Raw genomic sequence first — 14,926 nt, 5'->3', positions numbered from 1 at the left:
AGCCGAGCTGGAGGCACGTTCCCGATGCTCGCTACCGAACACAGGCGGATACGCCGATGACTGGCTCCGTGCTCAGTGGTTTTCGTCTCCTGCAGTTGAGCACGTCCGCACAGTTGCGCCCGCTCGAGGGAGTTCTCCGGGCTGCGGGTCCGCCGCTGCTCTTCGGATTGCGGCTCTGGGCCTCAGTGTCTTTGGCACTCTACGCGGCATTCTGGCTCCAGCTCAGCAACCCATTCTGGGCCGGAGCCTCGGCGGCGATTGTGTGTCAGCCCCAACTCGGCGCTTCTTTGCGCAAGGGCTGGTTCCGAATGCTCGGTACCATCGTCGGTGCTGTCGCGAGCGTGGTTTTGATTGCCTGCTTTCCGCAGGATCGCGTGCCGTTTCTCATCGCTTTGGCATCGTGGGGAGGGGCTTGCGCTTTCGCAGCCACCCTCTTGCGCAACTTCGCGTCGTATGCCGCATCATTGGCTGGCTACACATCGGCGATTATCGCCGGCGACTTGCTCGGCACCGTTGGTGGTGTTGATGCGACCGCAGCCTTCATGCTTGCCGTCACCCGCGCAACGGAGATCTGTCTGGGCATTGGCTGTGCTGGCATCGTTCTTGCTGGAACCGACTTCGGCGGCGTTCGCCGCCGGCTGGCGACACTGATTGCGCAATTGGCAGGCGACGTCACGGCCGGCCTGAGCGGGACGTTGGCGAGCGGGACGGCGGGGACGGAGTTCGATGACCTACAAGAGGTTCAGCGTGAACTCGTCCGCCGTGTCGTCGCGCTCGACCCGATCATCGATCAGGCGGTTGGGGAGTCTTCGGAGATCCGGTATTACGCGCCGGTGTTGCAGCGAGCGGTGGATGGCTTGTTCTCTGCCCTGGTCGGCTGGCACGCGGTCGCCAATCACCTAGCGAAGCTACCCGTCAATGAGGCGCACCAAGCAGCGACCACTCTTCTCAAAAATCTTCCACAAGAGCTGCGATCTGCGCCGGAACCCGGCGCGGCGGCGCGGTGGCTGGCCCATCCTGCAGCTGTGCATCGGATCTATCAGACCGCAGTACCACCACTGACCGCTCTGCCGGCCGGAACGCCCTCGCTGAGATTGCTCGCCGACAAAACAGCCGAGGCATTCACCGGCATTGCTCACGCGCTCGACGGGCTTGCCCTGCTTGTTGCCGATCCCGCAAGACCTGCTCTCCGTCCGGGCAGGAATCGACCCCACGTGCCCGATTGGCTACCCGCTCTGGTCAGTGCCGGCCGTACTTTCGCTACGATCGTTGCTGTCTCACTGTTCTGGATCGTCACAGGCTGGCCGGGCGGTGGCCTGGCCATGACCTTCGCCGCGATCGTCACCCTCCTGCTCGCACCGCGATCCGAGGAGACCTACGGCGCCGCCGTGCTTTTTGTCATCGGCGGCATTCTCGACCTGATGCTGACCGCAATCGTCTCCTTCGCGGTGTTGCCAGGACTATCCACACACGGCTTTGCGGCCTTCAGCCTCGTCATGGGTGTTTGTCTGGTGCCTCTCGGCACCCTGTTAAAATCAGCCCGGCAACCCTGGCAGGTGGGGCTGCTCACCGCGATGACGATGGGTTTCGTGCCAATCCTCCAACCGACCAACCCGGAGACCTACGATGCCCTGCTGTTCTATAACATCGCCTCGGCAATCGTTGCTGGAATGGGTGCCGCAGCGCTGTCGTTTCGTCTCCTGCCGCCCTTGTCGCCAGTATTCCGTGCACATCGGCTGCTGGCGCTAACCTTGCGCGATCTGCGGCGGCTGGCAAAGGGGGCCACCCAAGGGGATTGGGAAAGCCGGGTGATCGGACGCCTCGCGGCGATGCCGAATGAGGGGGCGCCGTTAGAGCGTGCACAACTGTTGACGGCACTCTCGGTCGGCAGCGCGATTGTTTACTTGCGCCATTTCGCACAGCGGTTCGACCGCGGCGCCACCTTCGGCGCGGCGCTTGAGGCGCTTGAGGAGGGTGATAGCGCGAGCGCGATTGTCCACCTGTCTCGGCTCGACGAGGTCCTGGCCGCCGAGTCCACCGACGCACAGGGGACGCAGGACGCCCTGCGAGCGCGCGGCAACATTCTTGTCATTTCGGAAACGCTGACAAGACCAGCTTCCCTTTTCGATGCGGGAGTGCCGCGATGAGGTTCGTCGAGGTCGATCTGTTTGGTGTGTATGTCGCGCCGATGTCTTTGATGCTGATCGGCGCTTGGGTGGTGACGGTCGCACTACGCCGGATGGTCGTCCGATTCGGACTGCTTCAGCACGTATGGCATCCGGCGCTATTCGTGTTCGCGGTCTATGTGATCGTTCTGTCGTTGATCGTTTTAACTGTAGCGTGGTGACCGCGATGTCTGAAACCAAGGCCGAATTGAAGCCCGAAATGGCGAATGCCGATAGCGAAGCAACGTGGTCGCCCCAAATGCTTGCCCACACGACGCCAAAGCGGCGACCGCGCGTCCTGCCGGTGTTGCTCACTGCGCTCGCAGTCGCGATGGCGGTCATACTTGGGCGGGCGATGTGGGATGCCTATATGGGCGCGCCGTGGACACGCGACGCCACCGTCCGCGCCTATGTCGTCACGATGGCTCCAGAGGTCGCCGGACGCATCGTCCAGTTGACGGTCCGAGACAACCAGTTTGTGCACAAGGACGACCTGCTGATGGTGATCGATCCAACCGACTACAAGATTGCTGTCAGCCAAGCGGAGGCATCGGTGCAATCGGCGCAGGCCAACGTGCAGAGTATCGATGCGCAGATCGACGCTCAACAGGCACAGATCCGCGCCAGCCAAGCACAGCTTGACGAGTCCCAGGCTGCCCTCGTGTTTGCGCAGCAGCAATCCGGACGATATCGCATATTGGCACAGGATGGCTCGAGCACCGTTCAGAATGAGCAGCAGTTCACGTCCCAGCTGCATCAGCAGGAAGCTGCGGTCCGGACTGCATCGGCAAATCTCAATCTGGTGCAGCGGCAAGTCGAGTCGCTGAAGGCGCAACGCATGAGCGTCGAAGGGACGCTTGCGCAGGCCAAGGCGCAGCTCCAGCAAGCGCAGGTGAATCTGGAGCGCACGCGTATTGTTTCCCCAGCCGACGGCTACGTGACAAACCTGCTGGCGCATCTTGGCGACTACGCCAATGCCGGAGTGAACACCATCTCGGTTGTCGATGCCAATTCATTTTGGGTCGACGGATATTTCGAGGAAACAACCCTCGCTCCGATCCACGTTGGCGATCCGGCGGCAATCAAGCTGATGGGTTACAGCCAGATGGTGCACGGCCATGTCGACAGCATCGCCCGAGCAATCGACGTCGCGAACGCACAACCCGACAATCAAGGCGTCGCGACCGTCAATCCCATCTTCACCTGGGTGCGCCTGGCGCAGCGCATCCCGGTAGCGGTGCGCATTGATGTGGTGCCGCCAGGCGTTGTCCTGGCTGCCGGCATGACCGCCACCGTGCAAATCGACGCATTGAGGCGATCGCCGGGGAAATCGTTGGACGAACGGTGATGTCATGTCTGGATGTCGTCCGATCCTTCCAGACTTCAACCAACTCGAACCAAGGAGAATGCTGATGACTTCCGCTGATCTGATCCATTCGAGCAAATACCCGGCCATCACCAGACGGACCGCCGTGCTGATCGCCGACCCCGAAGTGAGCCCAGCCTCGCCGCTGGTCGAGCGCCTGATCGGGGAGGGCCTCGACGTATGCCTTTCCGATAAGGCCGATGCGGCGAGACGCCACCTACGTGAAAGGACCGCTTCCTTCGCCATTGTCGAACTCGTCTTTGATGACGGAGACGGTATCGATCTTGTACGGGATATCGCGAATAGCTATCCGCGGTGCCGCACCTTGGTCCATAGCCGTTTCTGCAACCTGGCCAACGCTGTTCAGGCGATCAAACTTGGCGCCAGCGATGTTCTTCCAAAGCCCACCGATATCGACTTTCTGATCGGCGTTCTCTTGAACAAGGACCTGCGGCAGCCGACATTCCGATCGTCTTTCCCGGCACCCGACAGCATTCGCCACGAGCACATTCGGACCATCTATATGTCGTGCGGTGCCAACGTGGCGCGTGCGGCTCGCCAATTGTCCATGCATCGAAGGACATTGCAGCGCATCCTCCAACGCACTCTGCTGTTGTGAAGGCTGCGTCCGATTAGTCGCGCGCCCTTTCGGACGGCTGTCCGCGCTCGGCCGGATGGACGAAAAGCTGCAACTGGTACACCGGGAGCCGCAACACGGCTGAGCCGATGCCCGCACGAACAGGGGTGGCTCTCCTGGCATTCGATCTGCCGTCCTTCGCGTGTAATCCAAAGCTTAGGGCAATAAAACCATGATGCTATTCCGCGCTACCTGCGTGCAATAGATCGCGGCATTCCAAATCGTCAAACTCCACGTCATTCGGCCGACGCCGCAGGAGGCGGTAGAGACATCATCCCACGTCCATAGTCCGCAGTCGGTCGCGGACTCTGACGAGTGCGACAGGAAGAAAGGCGACGGATGCATCGTTACCACGCACGGCGGATTTGATGACGTACCTCCCCGATTGCACGCTCATTCGTAGCAGCACGAAGTTTTGCGGCAAGTACGGGCGCTTACACGGCGAGAGGGTCTTCAGAGGCAGGGTCCGATCGTCACGCCCGGTGAGCGCGGTATCCTTCTATCCCTACCTGATCCCCTTCTCGATCACGCTCGCCGATGCCACCGCACCTTACGCGAGCCAACCCTCCGTCACGACGGAAATAGCGAAAGGCATTTCGCTCCGCATGGTGAAGGCAACCCTCAATGGACGCGCCGACGGGCTTGTCGATCTCTCCGCACCAACCGTTGGCGCTCACGCGAAAGTCGAACGATAAGGCATGACGCCATGGAACAAAGAATTTTCCGCACGCTCGTTTTCATCGCCCGCTGCTCCGCGGCCGCGACAGCTGCTTACGAACTGGCGTTGTTGCTGGGGCTGACCGAGTCGGTATGGGCGGCAATGTCGGCGGTCATCGTTTCCCAGGAGCGACTGCATGAAACGCATTCTTCTCTCAAGGGGCGCATCTTTGGCACGCTGCTCGGGATCGTCGTCACCATCATTGTGAGCGAGGTCGCCGCGCGCCAGGCTGCCTCCGTTGCACTCCAGATGGCGGTCTCGGTTGCGATTTGCGCGCTGATTGCACGTGAGTTCCCGGCACTTCGGGTTGCCATGTGGACCTGTCCGATCGTCCTGCTGGCGGTCCGTCCGTCCGTCCCGATCGTCGTCGTAGCACTGCATCGTGGCAGCGAGGTCATACTCGGCGCGCTCGTGGGCTGGGTATTCCACTGGGGCGCCGAAACACTAGTCGATGCGGTGATACGCACGATGCCCGGCCATCTGAAAACCAGCCGCGCCCATCGCTGGCTCAAGAGCCGCGTTGGAACGCACCGGATCGAAGGATGATCGTCATGCCTGCCACGGTTGAATCAGCATCACGATCAACCCGTCTGACGCGGACGGAGGCGCTGGACACCGTCGCGCTCGCCGCCAAGCTTCTCTACAAGAACGGGCAGACCAGCCAACGTGTTGTCCTTGCCGTCGAACGGCTTGGACACGCTCTCAGCCTGCCGCTGACACTGCACCTCTCCTGGAGTGAGCTCGCGCTCCAAGTTGAGGGCATGCCCTATTCCGAAATGGTAGGAGCGATGCCGCTCGGCGTCGACATGGGAAAAGTCCTGGGCGTCATGCGGGTGATTGATCAGGTCTGCGAAGGGAAACTGCCACCGGAGGACGCGCGCTGCGCGGTGGAAGTGGCGGCATCCCATTATGCGCCGGCCTCCACGCCGCGTTTCGCGCTGTTTGCGGCCCTGGGTGCCGCGGCTCTCGGCGTCATCTTCGGCGCGACCGAAGCTGTCAGCCTGTTGCTGATGGCTTTTAGCGCCGGCCTTGGTGCGCTGTTCCGCCGTTGGTTGGCGAAGGTTTCTGAGAATCCCTTCATTCAGCCGCTGAGCGCTGCCTTGCTCGCAGGCGTCGTCGCAGCCGCTGCCGATCGGTTGCAACTTTCGGGCGCGGCATCGTCCCTCACTGCGCTTTGCCCCTGCATGATACTGGTGCCGGGACCGCACATCCTCAATGGCGCAATCGACATGGCACGCGCCCGTGTCGCCATCGGCCTTCCTCGACTAACCTATGCGGGACTTTTGATCCTTGCAATCAGCATCGGCCTTTTGGTTGGCCTTGAGGCTTGTGGCGCAGCCCTGCCACCTGCAGTATCATCTCCTGGTGTGCCATTTACGGCAGATGTGACCGCAGCCGGCTGTGCAGCCGCGGCATTCGGCACGTTTTTTTCGATACCCTGGCGCCTTCTACCGCTTCCCATTGCAGTTGGCATGCTCGCGCATGGTGCACGCTGGGCGGCAATCTCCTTCGCAGGGGCGGACGTTGCTACCGGTGCGTTCGTCGCATGCCTACTTGCTGGCCTTGTCGTTGCACCTGTCGCTGATCGTTTGCACCTGCCGTTTGCTGCACTCGGCTTCTCCGCCGTCGTCTCGATGATGCCGGGATTCTTCCTCTTTCATGCGGCCAGTGACCTGTCCGAGCTGGTTTCAATCGGGTCGCGCGCGCCGGTGGACCTACTGATAGGAATCGTCAGCAACGGGGCCACAGCCTTCTTGATCATTCTGGCAATGACCTTCGGCCTGATCCTGCCGCGCATGCTGCTCAGTCGTTTCCTGCCACCGGCTTCGAGACGATTACCAACTCAAGTGGAGAACAAGATGCCAGGCTTCATGCAGGGGGCGGATTGAAAAGATATCGAGGCTGTCGCTTGTCCATCATGCGACGCATTCAATCCCTGCTAGCGTCGCCGCCTTCGCGGTCTATTGAGGAGCATCAACAGGAGGTAATGCCATGACAGGTGTGACACTTTCGAGTGCCGGTCTCGACCCGCGCCGGCGCCGGATACTATTTCGCTGCTGGCATCGGGGGCTACGCGAGATGGATCTCGTCTTCGGTCAGTTCGCCGAATCTGAAATAGCCTCGCTTTCCGACGCGGAACTTGACGCATTGGAAACCATCATGGGCGAGGAGGACAACGATCTTCTACGGTGGATCATGGGAACCTGGCCGGCACCGGTGCGTTTTCAAACGCCCATGTTTGAGCGCCTTGCCGCCTTCAAGCCAGATTTCGAATACCCGGCCGATATCGATCCAAGGTAGAAATGCTTGTCGCGGCTCCCCAACCAGTAAGGAAAAGCGCCGCGTTCCGATGCGTGCTATCGAAAGATACCGGCCATGGTGACATCCCCATGTCGGTGCAGGCGATGAAGGGCGGTGCCATTGAGTTCCTGACGAAGCCGTTCCGTGATCAGGAGCTCCTGGACGCTATTCAGCTCGGCCTCTCTCGCGATCGTGCCCGGCTGAAGAATGAAGAAACTCTGGTCGCTCTCAGGCAGCGCTTCGCGTCGCTGAGCCCCAGGGAGCGGGAGATCATGATCGAGGTCGTGCGCGGCCGGCTCAACAAACAGATTGCAGGCGATATGGGCATCGCCGAAGCCACCGTGAAGGTGCACCGCAGCCGTCTGATGCAAAAGATGGAGGCCCATTCGCTTCTCGGGCTCGGCCAGATGGCCGAAAAGCTGCAACTGGTACCCCGGGAGCCGCAACACGGCTGAGCCGAGACCCGCTCGAACAGTGGTGGCTCTCCTGGCATTCGATCTGCCGTCCTTCACGTGTAATCCAAAGCTTAGGCCAATAAAACCATGATGCTATTCCGCGCCACCTGCGTGCAATAGATCGCGGCATCCCAAATCGCCAAACTGTCTGCTCATGGCGCGCACTGGTTTCTCGGGAGTTTGCGTTGCCTCAACAGAGTGACAACAGAAGACCCCGCGAGGTTCTGATGGTGAACGTGACAAGAAACCGGCCCCTGTCGCCGCATCTGCAAATTTATAAGCCTATCCCCACGATGGTCATGTCGATCGTTCACCGCATCACCGGTGGCGCGCTCTATTTCGGCACGCTGCTGGTTGCCTGGTGGCTGATCGCGGCGGCGACCGGTCAGGCTTATTTTGACCTGGTCAATTGGGTGCTTGGCAGCATCATCGGCAAGCTTGTGCTGCTCGGCTACACGTGGGCTCTGCTGCACCACCTGTTCGGCGGCTTCCGCCATTTCGTTTGGGATCTTGGCTACGGCTTCGACAAGGCGGTCTCGACCAAGATGGCCAGGGCTTCGATCATCGGTTCACTCTGTCTCACCGTGCTGGTCTGGGTGATCGGCTTTCTCATTCGGTTCTGAAGGTTGTTCTCATGGATATGCGCACTCCTCTGGGCAAGGTTCGCGGCCTCGGCTCCGCCAGGCAAGGCACCGATCACTTTTGGCGCCAGCGCCTGACGGCCGTTGCCAACGTGCCCCTCATCATCTTTTTCGCCATCTTCATGATCGTCTATGCCGGTGCGCCTTATGCCGACGTGGTTCGGGCGCTGTCGCACCCATTCGTCGCCGTCATCATGGGCCTGATGGTGATTGCCTGCGTCATTCACATGAAGCTCGGCATGCAGGTCATCATCGAGGACTACGTCCATGGCGAGTTCGGCAAGCTTGTCCTGCTGATCCTGAACACCTTCTTCGCGATCCTGGTTGCAGGGTTCTGTCTCTTCGCCATTCTGAAAATTGCAATCGTAGGATAACCGTATCATGGCAACGTCTTCGCCCGCCCAGAATGGCAAGGCCTACAAATATGTCGACCATTCCTATGACGTGATCGTCGTCGGCGCCGGCGGCGCCGGCCTGCGCGCCACGCTCGGCATGGCCGAACAGGGCTTCCGCACGGCCTGCATCACCAAGGTATTCCCGACCCGCTCGCATACGGTTGCGGCCCAGGGCGGCATCGCCGCCTCGCTGCGCAACATGACGCCTGACAGCTGGCAATGGCACCTCTACGACACCGTCAAGGGTTCCGACTGGCTCGGCGACGTCGACGCCATGCAGTACATGGTCATGGAAGCGCCGAAGGCGGTCTATGAACTGGAGCACTACGGCGTGCCCTTCTCGCGCAACGAGGAAGGCAAGATCTACCAGCGTCCGTTCGGCGGCCACATGCAGAATTTCGGTGAAGGCCCGCCGGTACAGCGCACCTGCGCCGTTGCCGACCGTACCGGCCACGCCATCCTGCATACTCTGTATGGCCAGTCGCTGCGCAACAATGCCGAATTCTTCATCGAGTACTTCGCGCTCGACCTGATCATGTCGGAAGACGGCAGTCGCTGCACCGGCGTCGTCGCCTGGTGCCTCGATGACGGCACGATTCATCGCTTCGCCGCCAAGATGGTGGTGCTGGCAACCGGCGGCTACGGCCGCGCCTATTTCTCGGCAACCTCTGCCCATACCTGCACCGGCGACGGCGGCGGCATGGTGGCGCGTGCCGGCCTGCCGCTGCAGGATATGGAATTCGTCCAGTTCCACCCGACCGGCATCTATGGTTCGGGCTGTCTGATCACTGAAGGCGCCCGCGGCGAAGGCGGTTACCTCGTCAATTCCGAGGGCGAGCGCTTCATGGAGCGCTATGCGCCGTCTGCCAAGGACCTCGCGTCGCGCGACGTCGTTTCGCGCTGCATGACTCTGGAAATCCGTGAAGGCCGCGGTGTCGGCAAAAACAAGGATCACATCTTCCTGCAACTCGACCATCTCGATCCGGCCGTGCTGCATGAGCGCCTGCCGGGCATCTCCGAGAGCGCCAAGATTTTTGCCGGCGTCGACGTCACACGCGAGCCGATCCCGGTTCTGCCGACCGTTCATTACAACATGGGCGGCATTCCCACCAATTATTGGGGCGAGATGCTCAACGCCGACAGCGGCAATCCGGAACGCGTCTTGCCGGGCCTGATGGCTGTGGGTGAAGCCGGCTGCGCCTCGGTGCACGGCGCCAACCGCCTCGGTTCGAATTCGCTGATCGACCTCGTGGTTTTCGGCCGCGCCGCGGCGATCCGCGCCGGCGAGGTCATCGATCGTGCAGCGCCGGTGCCGCATCTCAATGTCGCAGCCTGCGACAAGATCATGGACCGCTTCGATGGTCTGCGCCACGCCAGCGGCGGCACGCCGACGGCGCATCTGCGCGAGAAGATGCAGCGCGCCATGCAGGAAGACGCGGCCGTGTTCCGCACGCAGGATTCGCTGGAGTCCGGCTGCAAGCGCATCTCCGCCATCTGGGGCGAGCTTGCCGACATCAAGGTCACCGACCGCTCGATGATGTGGAATTCCGACCTCGTCGAGACACTTGAACTGCACAATCTGATGGCCAACGCCATTGCCACGGTCTACGGCGCCGAGGCCCGCAAGGAAAGCCGTGGTGGGCATGCCCGCGAGGACTACACCGGCGGTCCCTACAGCGGCCGCGACGACGTCAACTGGCGCAAGCACACGCTCGCCTGGGTCAACGACGCCGGTGACGTGAAGCTCGACTATCGCCCGGTTCATACCGAGCTGATCGCGGAAGGCATCGATCCGCACAAGCTCCTGCCCAAGGCCCGCGTGTATTGATCTGAAAGGAACTGACTATGGTTGAACTCGCTCTCCCCAAGAATTCTCAGATGCGCGAAGGCAAGATCTGGCCGAAGCCGGCGGGTGCGAAGAACACCCGCGAGTTTCGTGTCTACCGCTGGAGCCCGGATGACGGCCAGAACCCGTCTATCGATACCTTCTACATCGATGTCGACGACTGCGGACCAAGGGTGCTCGATGGCCTGCTCTACATCAAGAACAAGATCGACCCGACGCTGACGCTGCGTCGCTCCTGTCGCGAGGGCATCTGCGGGTCCTGCGCGATGAACATCGACGGCACGAACACGCTTGCCTGTCTCAAGGGCATGGATGACATCAAGGGCACGGTGAAGGTCTATCCGCTGCCGCATATGCCGGTGGTGAAGGACCTCGTGCCGGACCTGACGAATTTCTACGCGCAGCACCGCTCGATCGAGCCATGGCTGAAGACGGTATCGCCGACACCCGCCAAGGAATGGAAGCAGAGCCATGAGGACCGGCAGAAGCTCGACGGCCTCTATGAATGCATCCTATGCGCCTGCTGCTCGACCTCCTGTCCGAGCTACTGGTGGAACGGCGACCGCTATCTCGGCCCGGCCGTCCTGCTGCAGGCCTATCGCTGGCTGATCGACTCCAGAGACGAGGCGACCGGCGAGCGCCTTGACGATCTCGAAGATCCGTTCCGCCTCTACCGCTGCCACACGATCATGAACTGTGCGCAGACCTGCCCGAAGGGCCTCAACCCGGCCAAGGCGATCGCCGAAATCAAGACGATGATGGTCGAACGCCGGGTCGGATAAGCGAACGCCTTATCGCTAACATTCGATCCTCGCCGACCGCTTTTGCGAGCCCGACCGTGCAGAACGCTTTTTCCTCGCGCGCCGTCGCCTAAGGATCATTCAAATGAAGCGCCATGAAGACCAGAAGTCTCAATCCCCCTGCTTCGCTTTCCCGGTTGGGATGTATTTCATCTGTCTGCTGGGAATCGCGACCTACATTGCGTTTGGCACACCTTGGTCCTCCTCGCCGCTGAAGGATGCAGCCGCCCACAACGCGAGGTTTGTCGCGTCAGCACAGCCTGGCTGCATCCGAGAACCGGCCTTGCAAGCCTCATACTGAGTCGCAGCGTCATACAACGAAGTGAGACTGCCATGAACAACATCAGCAGCAAGCAGCACGTGGAGCACCTTACCACCGGTGCAAGCATTCGCAGCGAGGCCGATGGCCTTGGCTCAGTCAACGTTCCCGCCGACAAGCTTTGGGGCGCCCAGACCCAACGCTCGCTCGAGCATTTCAGCATAGGCCACGACCTGATCCCGCGGGAAATGATCACTTCCTATGCGATCTTGAAGCTGGCCGCTGCCACCGCGAACTACGAGGGTGGTCGCCTCGACGTTCAAGTCTGTGAGCTGATCAAGCGTGTCTGCGAAGAGATCCTGGAGGGGAAACTCCACGACATGTTCCCGCTCCACGTCTGGATGACAGGCAGCGGCACCCAGTTCAACATGAATGTCAACGAAGTCATTTCCAACCGCTGTTGCCAACTGATGAACACCCCACTCGGCAGCAAGACACCGGTCCATCCGAACGACCATGTCAACATGTCTCAATCATCCAACGACACCTTCCCGTCGGCGATGAATATCGCCGCCGCCGCGGAAGTCGCGATCCGCTTGATCCCGGCCGTGACCGCGCTTCGAGACGCCATCGCGGCGAAGGCCGAAGAATGGTCCGATATCGTCAAGATCGGCCGGACTCACATGCAGGACGCGACACCGCTGACGCTCGGCCAGGAATGGTCGGGCTATGCCGGCATGCTCTCCGACGATATTGAGCGGATCGAGGACGCGCTCAGGGGTGTCTATCGGCTTGCGCTCGGTGGCACCGCGGTTGGTACTGGAATCAACGCTGCACCCGGATTTGCGGAAGCTGTTGCGGCCGAAATTGCTAGGCTCACCGATCTGCCTTTTGTCAGCGCACCGAACAAGTTCACGGTCCAAGGCGCCCATGACGCACTGGTTCATCTCTCCGGTACACTGCGCACCCTTGCTGTCTCGCTCTACAAAATCGGCAACGATATCCGGCTGTTGTCGTGTGGCCCGCGCGCCGGTCTGGCAGAACTGCTGATCCCGGAAAACGAACCGGGTTCGTCGATCATGCCCGGAAAGGTCAACCCGACGCAGGTCGAGGCGCTGACGATGATCGCTGTGCAGGTCATGGCGAACGACGTGGCCGTCGGCTTCGGCGGAGCCGGCGGCTATCTTGAAATGAATGTCTACAAGCCCCTGATGATTGCCAACATCGCGCAGTCGATCACCATTCTCACAGACGGATGCACAAACTTCCGCGTCTTCCTGGTCGAGGGTACGCAACCCAACCGGAAGAAGATTGCGGAATATGTGGAGCGCTCGTTGATGCTGGTCACCGCGCTCGCGCCGGTCATCGGCTATGATAAGGCTTCGAAAATCGCTCACCACGCTGCTGACCACGATCTGACACTGAAACAAGCCGCGCTCGAGCTCGGCTTCGTTGACGAGCAAACGTTCGATCGCGTCGTCGATCCGGCCAAGATGGTGGCACCCTATGTCGCCTCCGCCTGACGACCATCATGGGCTGCGGACTTATTGTGCCAGGCTGCTAGTTCCCCTGTCGCTTTGGTCGCGGTCGGCGAGCCCATGCCGAAGGACCTACTCCGGCCGGTATGGCACCCTCGGACTGCCGCAGCCATCCGCCACCAATCGGGCTGAACAACAACAGGAAGGAAAGCCACATGTCCACTAACATCCCCACCGGCCATGAGCTGCTGCGTGACTCTCGGTTGAACAAGGGCACCGCATTCACCGCCTCCGAACGCCGCGAATTTGGCCTCGAGGGCCTGCTGCCACCTGTGCCCCTTTCTCTCGAGTTGCAGGTGTCGCGCCTGAACAACGAACTCGCTGAGCTCGACAGCGACCTGCAACGCTACCTGCTGCTGTCCGACCTGCAGGTTCGCAACGAGACGCTGTTCTATGCCCTGCTGATGTCGGATCCGGCCCGCTTCATGCCGATCGTGTACACGCCGACAGTGGGCGAAGGCTGCCAGAAATTCGACCATATCTACCGCAATCCGCGCGGCATGTACCTGCCGATCAGCGCACGGGGGCGGCTGCGCGAACTGCTTGCCAACTGGCCGCAAAAGGGCGTGCGGTTCATCGTCGTCACTGACGGTGAGCGCATCCTTGGCTTGGGCGATCTCGGTGTTGGGGGCATGGGCATTCCGATTGGCAAGCTTGCCCTTTACACCGCCTGCGCTGGCGTGCCGCCGCAGTACTGCCTGCCGGTGACCCTCGACGTGGGGACCAACAATCACGAACTTCTTGAAGACCCGCTTTATCTCGGCCTGCGCCAGGAACGAGTGCGCGGCGAGGCATACACGGCCTTCATCGATGAGTTCGTCGATGCCGTTCAGGCGCTCTATCCGAAGTGCTGCATCCAGTGGGAAGACTTCGCGAACTTTAACGCTGTGCCGATCCTCGCCGATTACCGCGATAAGGTCTGCACCTTCAACGACGACATCCAGGGCACGGCGGCGGTCGCTTTGGCCGGCATCTACGGCGCCTTGCGCATCTCCGGGCAGCGGCTTGCCGATCAGCGTTTCCTGTTTCTCGGTGGCGGATCGGCGGCGACCGGCATTGCCGGGCTGATTAGCCGGGCGATGACGCTCGATGGCATGAGCATGGCCGAGGCAGGCGCCCGCACTGCCTTGTTCGACGTCAACGGCCTGCTGGTGACTTCGCGCACCGATCTTGCGGAGTTCCAGAAGCCCTTTGCTCTCAAGCATGAGCCAGTGACAAGTTTTGTGGAGGCGGTCAAAGCGCTCCGCCCGACGGCGATCATCGGAGTCAGCACCATGCCGAAACTGTTTAATCAGCAGGTGATCGAAGCCATGTCCGAGATCAACGAGCGGCCGATTATCTTCCCGTATTCCAACCCGACCTCGCGGTCCGAATGCACCGCCGAGGAGGCCTATCGCTGGTCCGGGGGCCGGGCGATCTTTGCCAGTGGCAGCCCATTTTCCCCGGTCGAGGTGAATGGCAAGACCTTCGTGCCGGGCCAGGGCAACAACGTCTACATCTTCCCTCCCATGGGCATGGCTGTGTTCGCGACCGAGGCCGAGCGGATAACCGACGACATGTTCATCGTCGCGGCCAAGGCCGTCGCCGAACGGGTGACAGAGGAAGATCTCGCCACCGGGCTTATTTATCCGCCGCAGAGCAGAATCTTCGCAACCTCGCTCCATGTCGCGACCCGCATCGCCGAGTGCATTTTCGATAGGAACCTGGCGCGTGTCGAACGTCCCAAGGACATTGCGGCGCTCATTCAGGCGCGCCTGTACACCCCCAGATATTCGGCCTGAGGCAGGATTGTGATGACCGTCGAG

Annotated in this window: 14 protein-coding genes and 1 pseudogene; all 15 read left to right on the top strand. The window is 61.1% G+C overall.

Annotated elements, in window-relative coordinates; translation table 11 throughout:
• The first annotated feature begins 56 nt into the window (after positions 1–56).
• The 15 genes and pseudogenes from U5G49_RS32345 to U5G49_RS32275 all read left to right on the top strand — a co-directional run bounded on the left by U5G49_RS32345 (position 57) and on the right by U5G49_RS32275 (position 14,902).
• Positions 57–2,147: an FUSC family protein gene (locus U5G49_RS32345; protein ID WP_193446740.1), complete on the top strand. Its 2,091-nt coding sequence runs from the start codon at positions 57–59 to the stop codon at positions 2,145–2,147.
• Positions 2,144–2,347: a DUF1656 domain-containing protein gene (locus U5G49_RS32340; protein WP_193446739.1), complete on the top strand. Its 204-nt coding sequence runs from the start codon at positions 2,144–2,146 to the stop codon at positions 2,345–2,347. The genes U5G49_RS32345 and U5G49_RS32340 overlap by 4 nt, the downstream gene beginning before the upstream one ends.
• Positions 2,348–2,352: 5 nt before the next feature.
• Positions 2,353–3,513, top strand: coding sequence for an HlyD family secretion protein (locus tag U5G49_RS32335; protein WP_193446738.1), 1,161 nt, complete (start codon positions 2,353–2,355; stop codon positions 3,511–3,513).
• 58 nt (positions 3,514–3,571) lie between these two features.
• Positions 3,572–4,150, top strand: a complete 579-nt coding sequence (locus tag U5G49_RS32330; RefSeq protein ID WP_193446737.1) for a response regulator transcription factor — start codon at positions 3,572–3,574, stop codon at positions 4,148–4,150.
• A 500-nt stretch (positions 4,151–4,650) separates the two neighbouring features.
• Positions 4,651–4,863 carry a hypothetical protein gene (locus U5G49_RS32325; RefSeq protein WP_193446736.1) on the top strand — a complete coding sequence of 71 codons (213 nt, stop codon included), beginning with the start codon at positions 4,651–4,653 and terminating at the stop codon, positions 4,861–4,863.
• An 11-nt stretch (positions 4,864–4,874) separates the two neighbouring features.
• Positions 4,875–5,432 carry an FUSC family protein gene (locus tag U5G49_RS32320; RefSeq protein WP_193446735.1) on the top strand — a complete coding sequence of 186 codons (558 nt, stop codon included), beginning with the start codon at positions 4,875–4,877 and terminating at the stop codon, positions 5,430–5,432.
• On the top strand, positions 5,429–6,775 hold the full coding sequence (locus U5G49_RS32315) for a threonine/serine exporter family protein (protein ID WP_376770341.1): 1,347 nt from the start codon (positions 5,429–5,431) through the stop codon (positions 6,773–6,775). The genes U5G49_RS32320 and U5G49_RS32315 overlap by 4 nt, the downstream gene beginning before the upstream one ends.
• A 103-nt stretch (positions 6,776–6,878) precedes the next feature.
• The gene (locus tag U5G49_RS32310; RefSeq protein ID WP_193446733.1) at positions 6,879–7,187 is read left to right on the top strand and encodes an FAD assembly factor SdhE; all 309 of its coding nucleotides are present in this window, start codon (positions 6,879–6,881) and stop codon (positions 7,185–7,187) included.
• A 68-nt stretch (positions 7,188–7,255) separates the two neighbouring features.
• Positions 7,256–7,642 (top strand): annotated as a pseudogene (locus tag U5G49_RS32305) (response regulator transcription factor); the annotation flags it as partial.
• A 227-nt stretch (positions 7,643–7,869) separates the two neighbouring features.
• Positions 7,870–8,265, top strand: a complete 396-nt coding sequence (gene sdhC / locus U5G49_RS32300) for a succinate dehydrogenase, cytochrome b556 subunit (protein ID WP_193443273.1) — start codon at positions 7,870–7,872, stop codon at positions 8,263–8,265.
• Between the two features lie 11 nt (positions 8,266–8,276).
• Positions 8,277–8,657: a succinate dehydrogenase, hydrophobic membrane anchor protein gene (gene sdhD, locus U5G49_RS32295; RefSeq protein WP_193443271.1), complete on the top strand. Its 381-nt coding sequence runs from the start codon at positions 8,277–8,279 to the stop codon at positions 8,655–8,657.
• 7 nt (positions 8,658–8,664) lie between these two features.
• Entirely contained in the window at positions 8,665–10,506 is a 1,842-nt protein-coding gene (gene sdhA / locus U5G49_RS32290) for a succinate dehydrogenase flavoprotein subunit (RefSeq protein WP_193443269.1), read from the top strand.
• Between the two features lie 17 nt (positions 10,507–10,523).
• Positions 10,524–11,306, top strand: a complete 783-nt coding sequence (locus U5G49_RS32285) for a succinate dehydrogenase iron-sulfur subunit (protein ID WP_193443266.1) — start codon at positions 10,524–10,526, stop codon at positions 11,304–11,306.
• 351 nt (positions 11,307–11,657) lie between these two features.
• Positions 11,658–13,106, top strand: a complete 1,449-nt coding sequence (gene fumC / locus U5G49_RS32280; protein ID WP_193443264.1) for a class II fumarate hydratase — start codon at positions 11,658–11,660, stop codon at positions 13,104–13,106.
• Positions 13,107–13,276: 170 nt separating this feature from the next.
• Positions 13,277–14,902: an NAD-dependent malic enzyme gene (locus U5G49_RS32275; RefSeq protein WP_193443262.1), complete on the top strand. Its 1,626-nt coding sequence runs from the start codon at positions 13,277–13,279 to the stop codon at positions 14,900–14,902.
• Positions 14,903–14,926 lie beyond the last annotated feature (24 nt).

Origin of the sequence: Rhizobium indigoferae, from assembly GCF_034554815.1 — a bacterium.
GTDB classification, from domain to species: domain Bacteria; phylum Pseudomonadota; class Alphaproteobacteria; order Rhizobiales; family Rhizobiaceae; genus Rhizobium; species Rhizobium leguminosarum.
Note: the sequence above shows the minus strand (reverse complement) of the source record. Positions and strands in the feature narration are given on the sequence as shown.